Source organism: Virgibacillus sp. (genome assembly GCF_013393565.1).
Taxonomy (GTDB): Bacteria; Bacillota; Bacilli; order Bacillales; family Amphibacillaceae; genus Virgibacillus; species Virgibacillus dokdonensis.
This window is the reverse complement of sequence record NZ_JABXHF010000018.1, coordinates 1-22,564: the sequence shown is the minus strand read 5'-3', so window position 1 is coordinate 22,564 and position 22,564 is coordinate 1. Positions and strand designations below refer to the sequence as shown.

18 protein-coding genes and 1 pseudogene are annotated in these 22,564 nt (G+C 38.7%); 17 read left to right on the top strand and 2 right to left on the bottom strand.

Annotated features, from left to right (window positions below; all coding sequences use genetic code 11):
- Window positions 1-128 precede the first annotated feature (128 nt).
- The 15 genes from HLX49_RS05545 to cysC all read left to right on the top strand — a co-directional run bounded on the left by HLX49_RS05545 (window position 129) and on the right by cysC (window position 15,493).
- Window positions 129-791 carry a peroxiredoxin gene (locus tag HLX49_RS05545; protein WP_101933120.1) on the top strand — a complete coding sequence of 221 codons (663 nt, stop codon included), beginning with the start codon at window positions 129-131 and terminating at the stop codon, window positions 789-791.
- Window positions 792-890: 99 nt separating this feature from the next.
- Window positions 891-2,318, top strand: coding sequence for an MBL fold metallo-hydrolase (locus tag HLX49_RS05540; RefSeq protein WP_296360970.1), 1,428 nt, complete (start codon window positions 891-893; stop codon window positions 2,316-2,318).
- A gap of 125 nt (window positions 2,319-2,443) precedes the next feature.
- Complete coding sequence (locus tag HLX49_RS05535) at window positions 2,444-3,016, top strand: TetR family transcriptional regulator (protein WP_296360969.1); 573 nt, start codon at window positions 2,444-2,446, stop codon at window positions 3,014-3,016.
- A gap of 181 nt (window positions 3,017-3,197) precedes the next feature.
- On the top strand, window positions 3,198-3,545 hold the full coding sequence (locus HLX49_RS05530; RefSeq protein WP_073010723.1) for a DMT family transporter: 348 nt from the start codon (window positions 3,198-3,200) through the stop codon (window positions 3,543-3,545).
- Window positions 3,545-3,859, top strand: a complete 315-nt coding sequence (locus HLX49_RS05525) for a DMT family transporter (protein ID WP_073010466.1) — start codon at window positions 3,545-3,547, stop codon at window positions 3,857-3,859. Before HLX49_RS05530 ends, HLX49_RS05525 begins: the two co-directional genes overlap by 1 nt.
- A 389-nt stretch (window positions 3,860-4,248) precedes the next feature.
- Window positions 4,249-4,989 carry a phosphoadenylyl-sulfate reductase gene (locus tag HLX49_RS05520; protein ID WP_101933123.1) on the top strand — a complete coding sequence of 247 codons (741 nt, stop codon included), beginning with the start codon at window positions 4,249-4,251 and terminating at the stop codon, window positions 4,987-4,989.
- A 97-nt stretch (window positions 4,990-5,086) separates the two neighbouring features.
- Entirely contained in the window at window positions 5,087-6,922 is a 1,836-nt protein-coding gene (locus tag HLX49_RS05515) for an assimilatory sulfite reductase (NADPH) flavoprotein subunit (RefSeq protein WP_077702145.1), read from the top strand.
- 70 nt (window positions 6,923-6,992) lie between these two features.
- Entirely contained in the window at window positions 6,993-8,708 is a 1,716-nt protein-coding gene (gene cysI / locus HLX49_RS05510; protein WP_296360968.1) for an assimilatory sulfite reductase (NADPH) hemoprotein subunit, read from the top strand.
- A gap of 39 nt (window positions 8,709-8,747) precedes the next feature.
- Entirely contained in the window at window positions 8,748-9,527 is a 780-nt protein-coding gene (cobA, locus tag HLX49_RS05505; RefSeq protein ID WP_296360976.1) for a uroporphyrinogen-III C-methyltransferase, read from the top strand.
- An 18-nt stretch (window positions 9,528-9,545) separates the two neighbouring features.
- Complete coding sequence (locus HLX49_RS05500; protein ID WP_296360967.1) at window positions 9,546-10,277, top strand: sirohydrochlorin chelatase; 732 nt, start codon at window positions 9,546-9,548, stop codon at window positions 10,275-10,277.
- A gap of 30 nt (window positions 10,278-10,307) precedes the next feature.
- Window positions 10,308-10,949 carry an NAD(P)-binding protein gene (locus tag HLX49_RS05495; RefSeq protein WP_077702024.1) on the top strand — a complete coding sequence of 214 codons (642 nt, stop codon included), beginning with the start codon at window positions 10,308-10,310 and terminating at the stop codon, window positions 10,947-10,949.
- Entirely contained in the window at window positions 10,933-11,745 is an 813-nt protein-coding gene (locus HLX49_RS05490) for a uroporphyrinogen-III synthase (protein WP_077702021.1), read from the top strand. The genes HLX49_RS05495 and HLX49_RS05490 overlap by 17 nt, the downstream gene beginning before the upstream one ends.
- 162 nt (window positions 11,746-11,907) lie before the next feature.
- Entirely contained in the window at window positions 11,908-13,080 is a 1,173-nt protein-coding gene (gene sat / locus HLX49_RS05485) for a sulfate adenylyltransferase (protein ID WP_077702018.1), read from the top strand.
- Window positions 13,081-13,098: 18 nt separating this feature from the next.
- Entirely contained in the window at window positions 13,099-14,877 is a 1,779-nt protein-coding gene (locus tag HLX49_RS05480) for an SLC13 family permease (RefSeq protein ID WP_296360966.1), read from the top strand.
- Window positions 14,878-14,887: 10 nt separating this feature from the next.
- On the top strand, window positions 14,888-15,493 hold the full coding sequence (gene cysC / locus HLX49_RS05475) for an adenylyl-sulfate kinase (RefSeq protein WP_296360965.1): 606 nt from the start codon (window positions 14,888-14,890) through the stop codon (window positions 15,491-15,493).
- 226 nt (window positions 15,494-15,719) lie between these two features.
- On the opposite strand, the pseudogene HLX49_RS17070 reads toward cysC, so the two are convergent.
- Window positions 15,720-15,995 (bottom strand): annotated as a pseudogene (locus HLX49_RS17070) (VOC family protein); the annotation flags it as partial.
- Between the two features lie 216 nt (window positions 15,996-16,211).
- Complete coding sequence (locus HLX49_RS05470; RefSeq protein WP_101933131.1) at window positions 16,212-16,781, bottom strand: histidine phosphatase family protein; 570 nt, start codon at window positions 16,779-16,781, stop codon at window positions 16,212-16,214.
- A gap of 538 nt (window positions 16,782-17,319) precedes the next feature.
- Between HLX49_RS05470 and HLX49_RS05465 the strand changes: the two genes are divergently transcribed.
- Together HLX49_RS05465 and HLX49_RS05460 are read left to right on the top strand one after the other, a co-directional pair.
- Entirely contained in the window at window positions 17,320-18,186 is an 867-nt protein-coding gene (locus HLX49_RS05465; RefSeq protein ID WP_077702007.1) for an SDR family oxidoreductase, read from the top strand.
- A 1,608-nt stretch (window positions 18,187-19,794) separates the two neighbouring features.
- Window positions 19,795-22,564: collagen binding domain-containing protein (locus tag HLX49_RS05460; RefSeq protein ID WP_296360964.1), on the top strand; the 2,770-nt coding region annotated here is incomplete at its 3' end.

Here is a 22,564-nt window from a genome sequence, read left to right as displayed (position 1 = left end):
CATATGTTTGCTTGTTTCAATTGTTAATAATTGATGACAATTTCTATTTTTATGCTATATACAGTTTAATTCTAGTAGGCTAGAGGTATAGGCATTATGTAAGAATAAAAGTAGAGAGGGGATTTACGATGGAGCAAATGGACCAAGCGACACAGGTATACAATTTGCCAAGAATTGGTGAAAAAGCACCTGACTTTACTGCAAAAACGACCCATGGTGACATTTCTTTAATAGATTATAAGGGAAAATGGGTTGTATTGTTTTCGCATCCAGCTGATTTCACACCCGTATGTACCTCTGAGTTTGTAGCTTTTCAAGAAGTCTATGACCAACTACGTGAGATGAATACAGAATTAATTGGCTTAAGTATTGATAGTGTGAGTTCGCACATTGCTTGGGCGAGAAATATTGAAGAAAACTTTAATACAACCATTGAATTTCCGATTATTGCTGATTTGAATCAGAAAGTTGCTACGAAATATGGGATGATTATGCCCGAATCCGATGGCACAGAAACGTCACGAGCGGTATTTGTCATTGATGATAATCAAACGATTCGTGCCTTAATTTATTATCCATTATCAACAGGGCGAAACATGGAAGAAATTGTCCGACTTGTGAAAGCATTGCGGACAACGGATGAGCATGGAGTTTCAACTCCTGCAAATTGGCAACCTGGTGATAAAGGAATTGTTAAACCACCGCAAACAAAAGAAGAAGCCAATGAGCGCATGAATAATCAGGAGTATGATTGCGTAGATTGGTACTATTGTAAGAAAGAAATTAATTAATAAGGCAGTGGATAGCTCCCTAGCTGCATAGCTGGGGACACTTTTCAGGATTGTATATTTGAATATTCGCAATATATTTAATTAGAAAGGGGTTTATGTATGTATCTAAACTATTTTTATGAAACTTCTTTAGCTCAAGCCTCTTATATGGTAGCTTGCCAAGCTACTGGTGAAGCAGCTGTTATTGATCCGGCTAGAAATATAGAGGGGTATTTAAAAACAGCTAGAGAGCAAGGTTTTCAAATTGTTGCAGCAGTGGAAACACATATTCATGCTGATTTTGTATCGGGAGTTACAGAACTTGCACGTAGAACGGGGGCAACAATTTACCATTCCATAGAAGGTGTAGATAATGGGGGCTATGAATGGAGTAGCTACTTACCTGTAAAAGGTTTACGTGATCAAGATACCGTCCAATTAGGGAAAGTACAGCTGCGAGCAGTCCACACCCCTGGACATACACCGGAGCATATGGCTTATGAATTAATCGATGGTGCTGTTGCTGATCGGCCAATGGGTATATTTACAGGTGATTTTGTATTTGTAGGCGATGTTGGCCGTCCTGACCTGTTAGAGAAGGCAGTAGGCGTAGTAGGATCTGCCGAAGAGGGAGCAAGACAGATGTTTAGCTCTATTCAGCGGTTTAAAAAGTATGCGGATTATGTACAAATATGGCCTGGCCACGGATCAGGAAGTGCTTGTGGCAAGGCTCTTGGGGCAGTACCGACAAGCACAGTGGGCTATGAACGATTGTTTAATCCAGCTTTTCAACCAACCGAAGAAACAGCTTTTATCAACTTGTTATTGGATGGACAGCCAGAACCACCTGCTTACTTTGCAAAGATGAAGGAAGTAAACAAAACAGGTATGACACCACTTCAGCAAGTACCATCACCGGTAGAAATGCAGCTTACTGGTGACGAAATAGCCGAATTAGCACAAGATAACCAGACGATGGTAATTGATACACGGAGTATCCAAACATTTGCTACTGGAAGTATCCCAGGAACAATTAATCTTCCTTATCCTGATATGTTTACCGAATGGCTCGGTCGTTTAGCAGATTATGAAAAAACGATATACCTTATTGCAGAGCCACATCAATTTGCCCCTTTACGTAAAATAATGCTTGGTATGGGGATGGATAACTTAAAAGGATTTTTTGCTACGTCTGTCATAGATAGTGCATCTGAGAAGCTAACCTATGATACGCAATCCCCATCTGTAGTTGACAAGAAAAGAGAGCGTGATGATGTTCAAGTGTTGGATGTCAGGTATATAGATGAATGGGATGAAGCACATATTCCAAACGCCAAGCATATTCCGCTTCCAAAATTAGCAGAACGTGCGGATGAATTAAATCCAAAGAAGCCTGTTGCTGTCCATTGTCGCTCAGGAAAGCGTTCAGCGATTGCGTCAAGCATGTTAATAAATCAAGGATTTGACGTTATTAACGTGGAAGGCGGATTTATAAACTGGGAGCAACAAAATCTGGAGACAACGAAAGATAAAATAAAAGAGGGTTAAGCCCCCTCTTTTTTGCATTATATATATGACATGAAGAACGGCCAAAAGTTGAAGTTGACAAAAGCATAAATGGGCTGTAAAATGACTGATAATCAGTCATTAAATAGGTGTATGGAGGTGAGGGGATGGATAATAAAAAACAGAAGATTGTTCAGTCTGCCATTCATGTTTTTCAAGAGAAGGGCATTGAAAAAACAAAGGTATCCGATATTGTGAAAGGTGCAGGTGTGGCTCAAGGAACCTTTTATTTATATTTCCCATCCAAATTAGCAGTCATGCCTTCCATCGCTGAAGTGATGGTGCAAAAGATTGTAGAGGCGATGAAGGAAGAGGTAAACGTTGAGCAAGCATTTATTACACAATTGGAACAGGTCGTTCATGTTGCCTTTAAAATAACAAACTATTATCGAGAAATTTATGCGCTTATGTTTGCTGGGTTGGCTTCCAGTCAATATTTAAGTGAGTGGGAGAAAATTTATGAACCTTATTATGCTTGGATGCAGGAGTTTTTAAATCAACCTAAATCTACCGCTATGTTGCGTGAATCAATCAATGTAGAGGCAACAGCAAAATTATTAATTGGATTAATTGAAGCAGCAGCTGAACAATCTTACTTGTTTGATAAACATGATGAAGAAAAAGCAAATCAGAAAAAGAAAGAAGTATTGGATTTTGCTAAACATGCATTATGTCAATAGTTTGGCAAAATAGGTATAGAAAGAACTTTCTGTACTTTAGAATGACGTATAAGCAAAACGAGGCCTATCGCCATATGAAATTGGTGGTATTCCCAGTTTTGAATATACAGCTTGGTGTTAGCCAAGTTTTTCTTGCACTATAATGACTGATAGTCAGTCACGAGGGAGAAGGAGTATTGAAATGAATAAATCATGGATCTATGTTGTATTGACAAGTGTATTTGAATTAATTTGGATTTATGGCTTTAACACGGCATCTACGTGGTGGCATTGGGTATTAATTATAGGTGCTATTTTACTAGACTTACATTTCTTATCCAAAGCGTGTGAAGGGATTCCAACTGGAACGGTATACGCTATCTTTGCGGCAGCTGGAACAGTAGGAACGGCGTTAATGGATGTTTATATATTTGGAGGAAGCTTAAATATGGGGAAAATTTTCTTTATGTTCTTGTTAGTTTTAGGTGTCATTGGTTTGAAATTATTTGATGCACCAGAGCAAACAACGAAGCAGGAGGTGCGTTCATAATGGGTTGGCTTCTAGTAGCATGTGCTTCTGTGTTTGAAATCATCGGCGTTTTAGGCTTGCGGTTATATAGTCAAAATAAGACCGTCGCAAATGGGCTGTTGTATCTTGGAGGATTAGGCGCATCGTTTGCTTTTCTCTATGCCTCTTTCTCTCATTTGCTTGTCAGTGTTGCTTATTCCGTATTTATGGGAGTTGGGACAGCTGGAGCTGTATTGATGAATATGATTTTCTTTGGGGAATCAACAAACAAGCTACGTGTGTTTAGCTTAGGCTTAATCATCATTGGCGTCGTTGGGTTAAAAGCAATATCGTAAAGTGAAACATCACAATGCGGTATACGCTTTTTCTACGATCCTTCCAAATTATAGTCACACTTAATTTATTCTAGAATATAAAATAATATCAAATTTTTCTTATGTTTTAAAAAAGGCGTTGACTTTTCTTGGAAAAAGATATAATATATCAAGCAATATATGCAAAGATTATTTTCAGCGGGACTTGGTAATTCTATATTATCTTGGAAACAGATTTTTAGAATGCTTTGTCTAACTAGTCATCTGATAGGTAAGAGGGGCATAAGATAAAATGGAACATTGCTCTTCTTACCATTTGAAAAAAGAGCGTAATTCTTTTTCATTTCAGTGCAACATGAAGGTGATTTAACCTTCAGTATCGTTAAGAATACATGTAGGAGGGATAGTTTTTGACACGACAAATACTTTCGTATCAAAATTTTACTGTCGACCCTTTTCAAGATTTCAGCCCTACTGATGATACAAAGGGTGCTTTCACGATTTTACGTTGGGCGTATGATCTGTATGGAGATTCCATTGTATATGCATGTAGCTTTGGTGCAGAAAGTATGGTACTCATCGATTTACTATCTAAGGTGAAGTCAAATGCGAAGATTGTCTTTCTAGATACAGGGTTACATTTTCAAGAAACGTACGATCTTATTGATGAAGTAAAGAACAGATACCCTGATTTGCGAATTGATCTAAAGCAACCTGATTTGACCGTTGACGAACAGGCCGCAAAGTATGGCTCAGCGTTATGGAAGCGGAAGCCAGATCAATGTTGTTTTATTCGTAAGATCAAACCGCTTGAAGAGGTGCTTGACAATGTGCCGGCTTGGATTTCTGGACTTCGCAGAGAGCAGTCATTAAGTCGGAGTAAAACAGACTTTGTGAATAAAGATGAAAGATTTAAAAGTATTAAAGTATGCCCATTGATACATTGGACTTGGGGTGATGTCTGGAATTACATTCTACAACGAGAATTGCCGTATAATGAACTGCATGATAATAATTTTCCGAGTATTGGGTGTATCCCTTGTACATCACAAGTAACAGAATCCGATGATTTGCGTGCAGGAAGATGGACGGGGCAAACGAAAACAGAATGTGGTCTGCATACAAATAATGACGACAGGAATTTGAGATGATTTGATAAAGCGTCTTTTTTATTTCACCTAATTCCTAGTATTTTAATTGGTATACTAAGCATTTAATGTGCATATAGAAATTAAGGAGGTGAGCATGTTGTCGTTGAATGTGATAAATAGTCCATTTAATCAAAAACAAGTTGAGCAATTAAGTCGTTTATTACCAACTTTAACGGATAACCAAAAGGTTTGGCTAAGCGGCTACCTTTCAGGAGTGATGTCTAAAGAAGTACAGCATACTAGTAGTTCACCCCCGCAAGTAGATAGTAAGCCAATGCCTGCTAGTACATCCACAAGAAAAGTAACGGTACTATACGGTTCAGAAACAGGAACAGCTCGCTTATTAAGTGAAATGATGGCTGAAAAACTAGATGTAGCTAATTTTATGGTGACCTTGTTAGCTCTTGATGACTTCAAAACAAGTAAATTAAAAAAGATGGAGGATTTATTAATTATAACGGCAACCCATGGGGAAGGTGATCCGCCAAATAATGCGATATCTTTTTATGAATTTCTTCATAGTAGAAAGGCACCTAAATTGGAACAATTGCGTTTTTCTGTGCTGTCACTTGGTGATACGTCGTATGAATTCTTCTGTCAGACTGGAAAGGATTTGGATAAACGTCTAGAGGAATTAGGTGGAGAGAGATTATATGAGCGAGTAGATTGTGATTTAGACTTTGATGAACAAGCAAACTTGTGGATGGATGGTGTTCTAGATGTTTTAAAGCATTCATCGGATGTTGTTGACCATCACGCGCTTTTAGATCAGAAAAAGGACGGAATGGTCGTTTCCGAGCAAGCTGTTTTTTCAAGAACAAATCCATTTATGGCAGAGGTTGTAGAGAATATAACGTTAAGTGGACGTGGCTCTCAAAAACAAACGCACCATCTAGAACTATCTCTTAAAGGCTCAGATTTCACCTTCAAGCCAGGAGATAGTATAGGAATTTATCCAAAAAATGACCCGAAATTAGTAGAGCAACTCTTAACGGAGCTCACATGGGACGCGGACCAAAGCCTAGCTGTGAATAAGCAAGGAGAAATAAGATCATTACGTGAAGCATTGCTATCTCATTTTGAAATAACTGTTTTAACAATACCAATGTTAGAAAAGGCAGAGAGACTGTTTGCAAACAGCGCATTAAGCGATTTTATAAAAGCAGGCAATAAAGAAACATTAACCGCTTATATAAAGGGAAGAGATGTTCTAGATTTAGTGACTGATTTTCCACCTGAGAAGCTGGAGCCAGAGGAGTTTGTGAGCATATTGCGGAAGCTTCCAGCCCGACTTTATTCTATCGCCAGTAGTTACAAAGCAAATCCAGATGAAGTTCATTTAACGATTGGAAAGGTCCATTATGTTACCCATGGACGTGAGCGGTTTGGAGTTTGTTCGGGGCAAGTTTCCACAAGAGTGGAAATAGGCGATAAGTTGCCCATATATATACAAAAAAATCCTAATTTTCAATTTCCTAATGATCCGCAAACGCCAGTCATTATGATTGGGCCTGGTACGGGAGTGGCGCCCTTTCGTTCTTATTTGGAAGAGCTGGAGGAAACGAAAGAGAAGCAAAGAACATGGCTTTTCTTTGGCGAACAGCATTTTTTATGTGATTTCCTCTATCAAGTAGATTGGCAAAAGTGGCTAAAAGCAGGCGTGCTTTCGAGGATGGATGTCGCATTCTCAAGAGATACCGACCAAAAAGTATATGTCCAACACAAGATGCTTGAAAAAAGCAACGAATTTTATAATTGGTTAAAAGCTGGTGCGGCTGTTTATGTATGTGGCGATGAGAAGCATATGGCGAAGGATGTGCATCAAACGCTGGTGACTATATTAAAGCAAGAGGGTGACATGAGCGAAGAAAAAGCCGAATCCTATTTGCAGCAAATGCGTCTAGAAAAACGTTATCAGCGAGATGTGTATTAATTGATTCGTTGCGATTCAGAGTGATGTGTTGGTTAAAAAAGGTATGAGTGAATGGAGGGAGTTCAACGCAATGTCAAAAGAAAAAGATGATCTGCATGAGAGATCTTTAGATGATATGGAGCGAATAAAGAAGCGCAGTAATTTTCTACGGGGAACGATAACGGAAGGACTTGTAGATCCAATCACGGGGGCAATTTCGGATGATGATAATAAATTATTGAAGTTTCACGGCAGTTACCAGCAAGATGACCGTGATTTACGAGATGAACGAAGACGCCAAAAATTAGAGCCTGCCTACCAATTTATGATTCGGGTACGTGTGCCGGGAGGGATTGCTACACCGGAACAATGGCTGGTGATGGATGAACTTGCTGATAAATATGCAAACGGGTCCATTCGTTTAACGACAAGGCAAGCATTTCAACTGCATGGCATTTTGAAATGGGATTTAAAAAACACAATAAAAGAGATTAATCATACACTTATGGATACATTAGCCGCTTGTGGCGATGTCAATCGAAATGTGATGTGCAGTACCAATTCGTATCCATCAGCAATCCATCAGGAAGTGCAGAAATGGGCGCAAGCAATCAGTGACCATCTCTCACCAAGAACGGGAGCATATCATGAGATTTGGCTAGATAAAGAAAAAGTGGTTGACTCACGAGGCGAAATGGAAATAGAACCCATTTATGGATCAACTTATTTACCGAGGAAATTCAAAATTGGGATTGCAATCCCCCCATCAAATGATATTGATGTATTCTCGCAAGATCTTGGCTTTATTGCCATTCAAGATGCTAATAAGCTAATTGGTTTTAATATTTCCGTTGGTGGTGGTATGGGCATGACACATGGAAATACCAATACGTATCCCCAATTAGGGCGGGTGATAGGCTTCTGTTCTCCTGATCAAGTGATTGCTGTAGCAGAACAAATTGTTACGATTCAGCGGGACTACGGAAATCGCTCTGACCGAAAGAATGCTAGATTTAAATACACCATTGATGCAAGGGGAGTTGATTGGCTACAACAAACACTGCACGAACGCTTAGGTTGGGAGTTGGAAGAGCCAAAAGATTATCAGTTTGAAAGTAATGGCGATAGCTATGGGTGGAAGGAAGCAAATGATATGTGGCATTTTACATTATTCATTGAAAATGGGCGTGTCAAAGATACAAGGGATTATCAACTCCGAACAGGGCTAAGAGAAATTGCTAAGATTCATACGGGAGACTTGCGTTTAACGCCTAATCAAAATCTAATTATTGCCAATGTTACGAAACATAAGAGGGATCAGATGGAGCAACTTATTCAAACGTATAAACTAATAAATGGCGGTCAACTTAGTGGTTTGCGGCGTAATTCGATGGCTTGTGTAGCTTTACCGACATGTGCTTTGGCAATGGCAGAGTCAGAAAGATATCTACCTTCCTTCATTGACAAAATAGAAGCAATTCTTCAAGAAGCAGGTCTCCATCAAGAAGAAATTGTTATCCGTATGTCAGGATGCCCAAATGGTTGTTCACGACCAGTTTTAGCTGAGATAGCGTTTATAGGTAAGGGACCTGGCAAGTACAATCTATATCTGGGCGGAAGTTTTACTGGGGAACGATTAAGCAAGCTCTACAGGGAAAATATAGGAGAAAAAGAGATTTTAGACACACTAAAACCAATTATAACGCAGTATGCAAAGGAAAGGTTAGACGGGGAGCATTTTGGAGACTTTGTTATTCGAACAAATTATGTAGAAGCCGTATATTCTGGATTGGATTTTCATAAATAATGGGGGTTGTAGGTGATGGTGAAAGAGGTGGAGGGAGTTATCGGAAAGGTATATTTGGTAGGGGCAGGGCCAGGGGATCCTGATTTAATTACGATCAAGGGTGTCAAAATCATCAGTCAATCAGATGTTATTTTATATGATCGTTTGGTAAATGAACAATTATTAGCTTACGCACCAGAACAGACAACACGTATTTATTGTGGGAAGCGTCCAGATCATCATGCATTAAAACAGGAACAAATTAACCAATTACTTTGTCATTATGCAAGTCAAGGAAAGGTAGTTACGAGATTAAAAGGGGGAGATCCTTTTATATTTGGCAGAGGAGGAGAGGAAGTTCTAGCGTTAAGAAAATATCAAATTCCGTTTGAAATTGTACCAGGAATCACGTCTGGATCAGCTGCGCCAGCTTATGCGGGAATCCCTTTAACCCACCGTCAAATTAGTTCCTCTGTGGCTTTTGTATCGGGTGTAACTAGGGCGAAAGAGGATAGTGAAGCATATTGGGAACATCTTGCGAAGGGCACAGATACTTTATGTATCTATATGGGGGTTAAAAACCTCTCCGACATTTGTAAGTATTTAATTCGTTATGGTAGAGATGCGATGACACCAATTGCCGCTATTTATTATGGAACAACACAAGTACAACAAACGGTCACGGGTACGTTAGAAACAATTGCATTGAAAGCAAAGCAGATTAAAAACCCTGCGATGCTTATTATTGGCGAGGTTGTTCGGTTGCGTGAGCACATACAGTGGTTTGAAGAAATGGCAAGTGAAGAAAGCGAGCCGCTCGGTGCTGTAATCAGTTCGTGAAAAAAGGGGGGATATCTTATGCAAGGCGTACTTTATGTAAGTCATGGAAGTCGTTATGCTGATGCTAAGGAAGAGGCAGTGACATTTCTAGAAGTAGTAAAAGAACAAATAAATGTCCCTTTACAAGAAGTCTGTTTTCTCGAATTGGCTTCTCCTAATATGAAGCAAGGAATAGCTAATTTGGTAGCTCAAGGGGCGACCAGCATCGCTATTATACCTGTCCTATTATTACAGGCAGGTCATTATTATCAGGATATTCCACAGGCGATTGCACAACAAAGGAGATTATATCCAGCTATTGCATTTTCTTATGGTCAGCCTCTCGGTGTACAGGATCGAATCATTCACCTATTAGCTGAGCGCATGGAGCAAGCAATTGCAGAACAGAGACCAGATATGAAGGTACTGCTAGTAGGCAGAGGTAGTAGCAATCCACAAACGGTCATAGATATAGAAACGATTGTACGAAAGCTGAAAAGAATAACAAAACTAAACCACATCGAAGCCTGTTATTTAGCGGCATGTGAACCGTCTTTTGATAAAAAACTGCAAGCCGTTGTTACAGAGAAAAATTCGAAAATCGTCATTATCCCATATATCTGGTTCACCGGATTTCTAATGCGACATATTCATCAAAAGGTTGCAGATATGGAACTTAATGACAATGAAATCGTTGTTTGTCAGCAGCTAGGCCAGCATCCTGTGATGCAAGAAGCATTGAAGGATCGTGTTATAGAGGCAATATCGTAAAACGAACAGCACAAAAAGGATGTGATACAAATGGCGCGTATTCCTTTAATGATTGATTTAAAAGAGAAGCAAGTCGTCATTGTTGGTGGAGGCACCATAGCGGCAAGACGAATAAATACAATCAAGGAAAGTAATGCTCCAATTACAGTTATTAGTCCTACGATTAATCAAGCAATTCGAGCGGATTGGGAAGCAGACCTTCTTATATGGCGACAAAAGACATTCGAGGCTACGGATATTCCACAGGCTATGCTCGTTATTGCAGCTACAAATGATCCATCTGTGAACCAATTCGTATGTGAGTCGGCACCGACGGGGTGTCTCGTAAATAATGCTTCGGATGCAGTAGGAAGCCCTGTTCATTTCCCTGCTCATTTCAGGCAAGGAAGATTATCTATTAGCATTTCAACGAATGAAGCGAGTCCAATGCTAGCAGCAAAAATGAAGCAAGAGCTTGAATCTATCTATAACAAAGACTATGAAGACTATGTAGAATTTTTATACCAAAGTAGACAGCTACTGAAACAATCCACATTGGAGAAGCAACAACAGAAAAAACAATTACAAGCGCTTGTTTCTGATGAATTTCTTTGTAAAGATAAACAGCTTCAAGCACTCCAGTCGCTGAAGCAGATCGTAGAGGGAGTGGATGCTAGTGAAAGGGTTATGTAATAAAAAAATAGGTATAGCTGCTACACGAAGAGCAGAACAGATAGCTACATTAGTACAAAAAAATAACGCTATCCCTGCGATTTTTTCTATCCAAGGCGAGCAAGTATTGGATGAGGCTATATGCGTGGAAAATATTTCCTGTTTATTATCAGAGCCGTTTGATCTTATTATTTTGACAACTGGGATAGGCGTAGAAAGCTTAGAAAGGGTTGCCCAAAGTCAAAATTGCGATGCCGATTTTATTCAGAAGCTAGGGCGCACAACACTAGCCGTTCGCGGTAGTAAAACACTTCATTGGTTAAAAAAGCATGCGATTTCCCCTACGTTTATATCACAAGATGGTACCATGGAAGACTTAATATCGACACTTGCTCATGCTGACGAGCAGGGGAAACGTGTATATATCCAAGCGTATAATCAAGACGATGCGTGGTTACAAGCCGCATTAGAGCATTTAGGCTACAGCGTTTATTTGGCAAAACCTTATTATTATCGGCAACCAGAAGCAGAGATCTTAACTGCTTTAAAAGCTGCGATTATAGATCAATCACTTGATGCAGTCATTTTTACGAGTAAAAAACAGGTTCAGAATCTGTTCCAATCTCTCTCTAATGAAGAACAAAAGCAGGTGGTAGCTGCATTTCATAAGCTTGTCTTAGCTGCAGCAGTTGGGAAGGTAACCGCACAGGAATTAAAAAATTATCATATTCAAAACGTTTTTTATCCAACAAAACCAAAAATGGGTCGAATGGTCATAGAAATGAACCGTTATTACGAACAGCACGTTGTTTCGTAAATAGAGTTTTTTTCATAGGGTTTTCTGTCTTTCCCATTAAACAAGGGGTTGAGCGAAGTATCTGAGTGATTGGGCTTTTAGGTACTGGTTGTTTGTTGTCATCAATGATCCAGCTCGTTTTACAGATCTTAATCTGATAAATAGGAATAGGAGGGAGTTTCATTGCGATCAACAACGGAAGATGTGAGTAACATTCCACATGGGGGAAAATTAATTCAAAGGCAAGTGAATTGTGAAGAACGGGATATGTTTTTACAAATCATAGGGAACTTAAAAACAATCACATTAAATCGTTGGCATGTATCTGATTTGGAATTGATAGCAAATGGAGGATTTAGTCCTCTGATTGGTTTCATGGGCAAGTCTGATTATACGAGGGTGGTAGAAGAAATGCGTCTGGAGGATGGAACGATTTGGAGCATCCCTATCACGCTAGATGTAGAACAAACGCAAGCAGAAACATTAGAGATAGGTGAGCAAATTGCTCTTGTAGGGGAGGACAATGAGGTTTATGGTGTCTTAGATCTTACTGAAAAGTTTCACTACGAAAAGGAAAAGGAAGCAAAATTAGTGTATGGCACCACCGATCCTGAACATCCAGGCGTGAGAAAAGTTTATGAAAAAGGGGAAGTATATGTAGCTGGACCTATTCGGCTCCTACAAAAGAAATCAAATAATCCATTTGCTAATTATCAGCTCGATCCTGTGGAAACAAGGCAATTATTTAAAGATTTAGGCTGGAAAACGATTGTTGGCTTCCAAACGAGAAATCCAGTCCATCGTGCCCATGAATATATTCAAAAATGCGCATTAGAATCGGTTGACGGTCTACTACTTAATCCCTTAGTAGGAGAAACAAAATCGGATGATATTTCACCTGCGATTCGAATGAAAAGCTATGAGGTGATTTTAGATAAATATTTTCCCCCAGATCGAACAAGACTAGTTATCTATCCCGCAGCGATGCGTTATGCTGGTCCAAGGGAAGCAATATTACATGCGATTGTCCGAAAAAATTATGGTTGCACACATTTTATCGTTGGGCGAGACCATGCAGGTGTTGGCGATTTTTATGGCACTTATGAAGCACAGGAGTTGATTCGTCAATACGAAGCAGAGCTGGGAATACAAATATTTGCTTTTGAACATGCCTTTTACTGCACGACATGCGAAAATATGGCAACAAAAAAAACATGTCCGCATGATAAAACCTACCACGTGCATTTAAGTGGAACGAAAGTACGTGAAAAGCTACGTAATGGTGAGCATTTGCCAAAGGAATTCTCGCGACCAGAAGTAGCAAAAGTTTTAATAGAAGGCTTAAGACAACGTTAATTAAAGGAAAGATCACGTATGTCGTATGAAATGATCGTTGTTGCTGTTGTAGTATGTGGCATGATTGGTGCGCTTATTATGGATATTGCTCGTCCAGTCATTATTGTGTTTACTGCGTTAACCATCTTGTTAGTAACAGGTATTTTGAAACCAGAAGATGCATTGGCTGGTTTTTCAAATGAAGGAATGCTTACCATTGCTCTTTTATTTGTAATAGCGGGTGCGATTCAGAAAAGCGGTATGATTGAGGTTATAATGAAAGGTTGGCTCAATAAAAGTAATCGTTTCATTGGTGCTATGATCCGTGTGCTTATACCAACATCTGCTCTTTCTGCCTTTTTTAATAACACACCGATTGTTGTTACCTTCACACCAATGCTTAAAAATTGGTGTGAGGAGCATCAAATTGCACCATCTAAATTCTTAATCCCCCTTTCCTATGCAACTATTTTAGGTGGAACGATTACATTGATGGGAACATCGACGAATCTCGTTGTGCATGGCATGCTAATAGATTACGGGTATGATGGATTTTCCCTCTTTCAGTTAGCAGTTATTGGTATTCCCATTACCGTTGTAGGGCTTATTTATTTGATTGTCATAGGGAGACATTTCTTGCCTAATCAGAAAGGGTTTCAACAGCAGGTAAGAAAAGGTTCTAAGGAGTATATGGCAGAATTAATCGTAGAGAATTCATTTCCAGGGATAAATCAAACGGTAAAAGAGGCACGATTAAAAGAGTTAAAGGGGATTTATTTATTAGGGATTGTCCGTGATAAAGAACGCGTATTCCCGATTCGCTCGACAACCAGAATTCAAGCAGGAGATCGTCTTATTTTCACCGGTTTGATTACGGCATTAACCGGGGTGCAAGTAACGAAAGGGCTAACATTAAGCATGGGAAAGCCTATGGATGTTGATGAATTAAAAAAGGCTCACTCAACCATTGTAGAAGCTGTAGTGTCGCACCAATCTTCTTTACTTTATCAATCCATTAAGCAAGCGAAGTTTCGATCTTTATATGATGCTGGAGTTATCGCAGTTCACCGAAATAATGAACAGCTCCAATCCAAGATAGGCGATATCTTGTTAAAGCCAGGGGATCATTTATTATTGCTAGCAGGAGCTGATTTCATTGACAAGTATCGGCAGTCGGAAGATTTTTATGTCATTATGCCATTTCATTGCATGCATATGGTTCATCGGCCTTCCTTTAAAGGCTGGCTAACCATCCTTATATTTTTAATAATGATTATACTCATCACCATCGGCGTGCTAAGTATGTTTAAAGCAATGGCCATCGTCGTTGCTGTTATGCTAGCAATGAAGGTAGTTACGATGGAAGAAATAAAAAAATATATTCATTTTGATGTCTTGGTGCTTATTGCCTGTTCCTTTGGTATTGGGATAGCAACGATGAAGTCAGGTCTTGCCCCTTGGATTGCTGATGGGATAGTAACTGTAGGAAAGCCGCTGGGTTTATTTACCTTACTGTTACTTATTTATATCGTAACGAATATATTTACAGAAATCATTACGAACAGCGCGGCGGCTATTTTGATGATTCCAATTGCCTTTGAGATGGCGGAAACACTGGGTTTAGATCCAATGGGTTTTGCGGTAACGGTGACGATTGCCGCATCTGCTAGTTTTATTACCCCAATTGGTTATCAAACAAATCTCATTGTATATGGTCCTGGTGGTTACACATTTAAAGACTATGTGAAAATAGGGACACCACTAAGTATCCTCGTTATGTTCATTACGGTAATTATTGTATACTTTTGGTGGTTTTAGGAGGGAGAAAATGAGTAAATCAAAGCATATTTCTTGGCATGGTTCTCTAGTAACAAAGGAAATGAGACAAAAGCGAAACAAGCATAAAAGTGCTGTACTTTGGTTTACAGGGTTATCTGGATCTGGAAAATCAACGATCACCGTAGAGCTAGAAAGAAAACTTTATCAACTAGGTATTCACACGTATCGGTTAGATGGCGATAATATTCGCCATGGGTTAAATAAGAATCTTGGGTTTACTGCAGAGGAACGATCAGAAAATATACGAAGAATTGGCGAAGTATCAAAACTGTTTATTGATGCAGGGGTGCTTGCATTAACTGCTTTTATTTCTCCGTATCGAGATGATCGAAATTTGGTAAGAGCGCTGTTACCAAGTAATGAATTTATTGAAATATACGTGAAATGCCGTTTAGAAGTATGTGAAGAACGCGATCCAAAGGGGTTGTATAAAAAAGCACGAGCTGGTGAAATTGCAGGCTTTACTGGTATTGATGCACCTTACGAGGCGCCGATTTCTCCTGAGTTAACCATTGATACAGAGAAATTATCTGTGGAAGAAGCAACGCAACGGGTTATTCACTACTTGTTGGAAAAGGAATATTTAACAGTATAAGTCTATTGTGAAAATAATACCGTTGATTAGAAGAGGCTAGTACTACGTATACACGAAAACTCACTGAAAAAGCGTTGGAGAGTGATTCTAGGTCTGGCTCCAACGCTTCGTAATAGGGCTTCCTATTCGTAAAACATGTCATTTCAGCGGAGTTCGATACTTGGAGGGTAATTGTACTTTGGTCTTACAGTGAATTTATCATACTCCCAAGAATAGTTTTTTGTTACTAAAACGAACAGACTTCCAGTTTGTTGCCGAAAGGATCGTAGAAAACAAAAGAGCTCATACTATCATATGTTTCGATTGCTTCTACCGTAACGCCCTTATTTCGCAAATGGCTGTGCGCTGTTTCTATATCTTCTGAGAAAAAGTTAAAATGCGGTGGACGATTGCTTTCATAGGTTGTATCTGCTTTCCATAAAGTAAGCGGTGTCTCTCCTACCTTTAGGACGATAAGATGGTTTGTAACGTCTTCGAATAGAACTGGTAGCTCCAGTACTTTGGTATACCAATTTTAAGCTGTTTCTAAATGAGGAACGAGCACAAAAACCGTGTCGATTCGTTGAAATAGCATTAAAAAGCCCCTGACGAAATACTTTTTTTCACACGATAGGAAAGTATTTGATTTTTACCGTTTATCGTATAAGGAAAAGCAATGGCTTGTCGCCAAATAGATTGCGATAGGCCCCAGCCTGTCTCATGCTCAGTAAAAATAGCACTATTGCAAATGACCAACTTGGTTATAATCTTTTATATGCCAAGTTTGTTCTTTCAAATGGATATTGCTCATACAACCATTCATCAGCGATGTTTTCCCTGAGCCAATTTCTCCATTAGAAACTTCAGCTAAAATAGCGTTGATAACAGCGCCATGAGCAACTAATAACACACGCTGCTGCGGATATTGTTCGTTTACCTTCTCAACTCCAGCCATTACGCGTTGATTAAAATCTACCCGTTCTTCCTGGTTAGCGAAATGCCCACTTGGATATCTATGTTTTCTTTCTTCCATCGTTAGTCCTTCTGCATCACCGAAAGAGCGTTCCTTAAAATCATCCATCTTTATTATTGGCAAATGTAAGTGCTGATTTATAATGTCAGCAGTCTCTTTTGCGCGAAGTAAAGGACTGCAGATTAGAATATCATAATCATGAGCATGTAAATATTTCCCACATGCCTGTGCTTGCTCTCGCCCAGTGTCATTTAGTGGAATATCTGTTTTCCCTTGCAGCTTGCCTTGTTTATTCCAATTCGTTTGTCCGTGACGAATAAAACAAATCGTTGTAATGGTTCTTCTCTCCCTTATCTATAGCACTCACGCTTATTATAGCAAATAAAGCTTGATACGAAAAAAGGCATATGTGATTGGTATGTGTCAAGTTTTTCTCTACATAGTTATAATCCAAATATTTCCATCACTCTATTTATGTACACTTTTTTAACAATTGTTTATAAATGCATAAGCAAACTGTAACTAGTGACCGCTGGGAAAAACACTACACTAACTGGTTATTTATAATGGAGCTCCTTTCTCTTTATTGACTAGAAATTAGCTCTAATACCTTCCGCGAGAAATATTTTACACATACAAAGCAAAAGTACAAGTTTTGCTGTAAAAAAGATTTCGCAATAAGCCAATGGTTTCTAAAGGCTATCATACAAAAAGAAACATCCCTTCATGGAGTATTTGCTTCTAAGGTTGAAGAATTTCGTATATTTCCTTTGCTACATGCTAAAAATGGTACAAATGATGTTTGGGTGATGATTTCACGTGGAATGGAACACTATCCGTGATGGTAAAAAGATTTGAAGGAGGTAGACAGAATATGAAACCAGAAAACATGCAAAAAGGTAGCACACCACGCCAACGTCAAAGTCGGCAGCCAGGGTTGGAATCAGAGATGCATCCATTACCGCATCAGCCGCTAGAGTATAAAGGTTCCGAGAAATTAGCAGGCAAAGTCGCGTTAATAACTGGAGGAGATAGTGGCATTGGGCGTGCAGTTGCCATTCTATATGCAAAAGAAGGTGCTCATGTAGCTATCTCTTATTTGGATGAACACGAAGATGCAGAAAAAACAAAAGAACTCGTTGAAGCTGAAGGAGGTAAATGTATGCTACTTCCTGGTGATATTAAGAGTGCTACCCATTGCCAGAATCTTGTGGAAAAGACGGTAGAAGCGTTTGGGAAAATTAATATTTTAGTTAACAATGCTGCGATTCAATTTATACACGAGGACATATTAGATATATCCGATGAACAAATGGAGGATGTATTTCGAGTTAACTTCTTCTCTCAATTTTATTTAACGAAAGCAGCAGTTCGCCATATGCATGTTGGAGACTCCATTATTAATACGTCGTCCATAAATGCCTATAGAGGAAATCCAATTTTAATGGATTATTCGGCAACGAAGGGAGCAATTACTGCATTCACACGTAGTATTGCACAAAGCTTAGCTAAAAAAGGAATTCGTGCTAATTCCGTTGCCCCTGGTCCAGTTTGGACACCACTTATACCATCCTCTTTTGATGAAGATGGTGTAGAAAATTTTGGTCAAGATACCCTAATGAATCGACCTGGTCAGCCGTCAGAACATGCATGGCCATATGTGATGTTAGCTTCAGATGAGGCTTCCTATATGACAGGACAAGCTATTCATATTAATGGCGGAACGTGGACGTCCTCTTAATGAGGCTAGTATATGGACAAAACAAAAACAGTCCATTAAAAACGAATAATAAATAGCTCATTGGTATACGTTTAGTGAAGTCAAGATTGCAGGATGAGCACGAGTTGCAGATGCCATAAGAAAACGACTTTTGTTTTCCGAAGAAGTAGATGTTGTATTAGCGGAAAGTGAACGATGTTAAGATAGCGATAAAAGCCGAGCAATTATTATTTGATTGTTCGGCTTTTGTATAAAGACCTGATAAACCACGCTAGAAGGTTACCTATCTTTTTTACAAGATAAAAAAATATCAAATTTGGGGATTTTAGTTTAAGAAAAAACATCTTTGGATATGATATCAGTCAAGTTTTTCTAACAAGCACGCTTGTTACGTTCATTCTTGAATAGCTGGCACCGTTTTTTATCTACTTTCTGTTAAAATATGTGCTTATTTTAGTATAAAATTTGTTGCTTTGGCATGCGGATTCAACGAAATAGCCCCGTCCGGCTCCAGCGCCCAGCAACTAGGCGACTTCACTCCATTGCCCTAAGATAAGTCATCATCGGTTCGTTCCTCACCGTGATTCCTTTATCTCAGTTGATTCGTTCCAGTCGCTACGTTGCTAAACGGGCGCCCCGAGCCTTTGTTCCACTATAGGAAAGTATAAAAGTTTAAAGGTTTATAGTATAAGAAAAACTACGCCTTTCGCCATAAGGACTTGGCGACAAGCCAAGTTTTTCTAACGAATCAAACATGCAGCTTTTCTCCAAATCCCTCGTTGTAAATGAAGCGTGTCAGTATTATCATTCTACCATATTCTGCAAAATACCCTCTTTGTTCGTTCTTCGAAAAGAATGAATCTTTCTCCATAAGAAACGGATACGGCTTGTATGAATTTTTACCACCAATTAAGGATCGCTTACAGAATGTTTTTATACATAATTCAAATGAGATACATCCACTAAGAGAATTGCCCATATGTTTCTTTATTAAGAACGAAGCTGATTTCATTCTATATTTCAAGTGTATTTAAACGAAAGCGCTATAATTTTTTATATTAGTCTTTCACTTGTTGTTAACGGCTTATTTTGTATAGTTTTTGTATAGTTTGATTTAGTATAATTTAGCGGAAAAGTTATAGACATAGAGAGAATAACTTGTGTGACACAGACTATATGTGTGACATGTAAAAGGCATAAATCATATGGGGGTACGGGTGAAATGAAGATTTGTGTCTAATTTGGTAATACGGAAGCAAATGAAAAGATACAAAACCTCATAAACTAGTATTACTTCAGTAAATGCAGAGAACAAGGAAGAAAAATAAGGAGGGATTGAGAACAAAAAACAGATCTCGCGTTCTATATTTGTGTATCAGTTTTACAAAGGTTCTTTCAACAAACAAGAAAGCAATCATCGATGAAATATAGACGCCGTAAAAAAGTGGTCTCGTCTGAACCTATTTAATGTAAAGAGTAGGTTCTATTTAAGTATGACAAGGATTTTCATACCTATATGGGTATATAGGTGTGGGAGTAAGTTTAGTGAAAGTACGATGTTAAAGGAATGATCGCTCGTTTTAACACTTGTGGAAAACGACGAACAAAGATATGGAAAGGGGTAGCATTTTGAAGAAACAGTTAAGTGTGCTTTTTATTGTATTTCTTTTATTACAAACAATTTCCAGTAGCCTAGCCTTTCCCATGCAAATTAACGCGCAAGGCATAAGCAATGATGGATTAATTAATAATATGGAATTAATGGATACATCAGGGGAAATTGTTCCATTAGAAGATATACAACAAGCAACACATTTAAAAGTAGATTGGTCCGTTCAAGGTATAGCTGCCGAACCAAATAAGGATTATACCGATCAACTCCCTACTGCTATAAAAATTGATGAAAAGCAGGAAGAGAAGCTATTGGTAGCAGAAACGGAAGTGGGTAGTTATGTTGTAGATAAAGATAATACGTTAACCATTCGTTTTAATAAGGAAATTCATCAACTCCCTGAAGCGAGCGGAACGTTTGCTGTTAAAATAGCGAAGACGGCAGAAGATACAGAAGCTGATGAACAACAGCAGGCAGGCGATTCAGCAGTGAATCAAGATGAAACAGGTTCTGACGAAGAACAAACAGCGGAAAATGCTACAGATGCCAAGGAAAAAGAAAACAGTGATGAAAAGGCAAATTCGGAAGCAGAAGTAGAGGAGCCTGTTGAGGAAGAACAGCAGAAGACAGCAGAACAAGCTTCAGAAAAAGTTGCTCCGTTAAAGGAGATTGAAGAGGATATATTAACTCGCTATGAGGTAACCTATGAAACTGCTGAAACAGGTGAGCCCATAGAAAAACCAGGTCTAGGTTCGATCATTGCTATAAAATATTGGTGGGAATTACCGAATCGACATGGATATAAAGAGGGCGATACGTACAGTTTTCAAGTACCATCAGAGTTAGACGTTTATAGTAAGGTTGATCATGCAGAAATGAAATTCGATGGAAAAACAATTGGCTATCTATCTGTCACAAAAGATGGAACAGCGACGATAGAGTTTACCAAGTTCATTGAAGAATATTCCAAAATTAGTGGAAACTTTGAGATTTGGACAGAGTTAAGCGAAGAAACCGTTATTAACAAAGACAAAGAATTAGTGATTACACCAATTGAAGGCAAAGAATCCATGACCATTCCAATCGATTTTAACCCGGGCGGTTCAGCTGTGGAGAAAAAAGGGATCCCGAATCGTTCCTATAATGCGGAAGAAATTGAATGGACGGTTGATTTCAACAAAACGCTAGAGACGATTCGTAATGCGAAGTTAATCGATCCGATTGAAGAAGGGCAAGCGCTTAAAGAAGGATCGATCAAACTATATCATTTAGAGACAAAGCTTAATGGCGAAGTGACTCAAGGCGAAGAAGTTGATCCTAACTCTTATACCATAGGAAAAACAGCTGGTGGGAAAGACTTTGCGATTGCATTTAAGGATGATATTCGTTCCGCTTATCGTCTCGTATATGTAACAGACATTACAAATGAAGATGATGATACCTTCAAAAACAAAGCCACGTTAACAGGGGAAAGTTTTGATGATGTACGTGCCGATGCAACTGTAAAGGTTGGCAGAGGTAAAGCTTTAGAAAAAAAAGCTGTAGATTATGATCGTGATAACCAAGAAATCACTTGGGAAATTCGCTATAACTATAATCAGAAAAACATTGCTCAAAAAGCTGCACTGTTAAAAGACGTTTTTAATGGCAGCCAAGAGTTGGTGGAAGACTCGTTTGAAGTGAGAGAAATCACGCTGAACGAGAATGGAAAAGAAGTAGGTAAAGGGGAAGTTGTTACTAACTATACAGTAACCCCGAGGCAACAAGATGGAAAAAATGGTTTCCATTTACAGTTTAACGAAGATATTTCTTCTGCCTATAAAATTGTTTACAAAACGAAAGCTTCTGAGCGCGTGTTTGATGGCGAGGAAATAATTAATACGGTAAATAGTGGAGAGCATACGGATGAAGGTAAGCAACAAATTGGTCAGATGATCTTATTCAAAAACCATAGTAATCCAAATTATAAGGATAAAACGGTGGAGTGGCAAATTTCCTTTAATCATGATAGTCAAAAGATGAGCAACGTTGTTCTAGAAGATGTTTTTACCAATAAAGGTCTAACTTTATTAAAGGATGAAGAATCTGGTAACTTTTTCAGAATTCAAAAAGAAGGCGGGGCATTAGAAGAAGGAACAGATTATATTATTTCTAAAAATGAAGCGGATCAATTTGTAATTCAATTTAAGAATACAATAACGGAACCACATTGGATCAACTATACGACAACATTTGATTATGACCAACTTGCAAATAAGAGTGAGGACTTTATTAACCAAGCTAATCTGTCTTGGGATGATGCGAATGGAGAACCTAAAGATAAAAGTGCTAAGAATAAATTTACACCGGATGAGTACACAAAGCAGAACGGCTTTAAAAATGGTTCCTATAATGCAGTAACAAAGGAAATCACTTGGAACATAGGTGTCAATTATAATTTAAAAACGCTAGATAATGCGGTTGTTAAAGACTTTATTCAAGGTAATCAGCAACTATTGCAAGACTCCATAACTGTACATTTAATGGAGCTTACTGGTGGGAAAAATGGAACAAAGAAAAAAGAAGCCGTACCAGGTGAGGATTACTCCATAGAATTTATGGAAAATGAACAAGGTGAGCCAGGATTTCAGATTAATTTTGTAAAAGAGATCAACCAACCGTATTTGATAGAGTACAAAACAAGTCTAAAAGATTTAGATTTAGTTGCAAAAAACTACCATAATACAGCGAACCTTTACAATGGAAATCAACAAGAAACGGAACTAGATGCTTCTGTATCCATTCCGT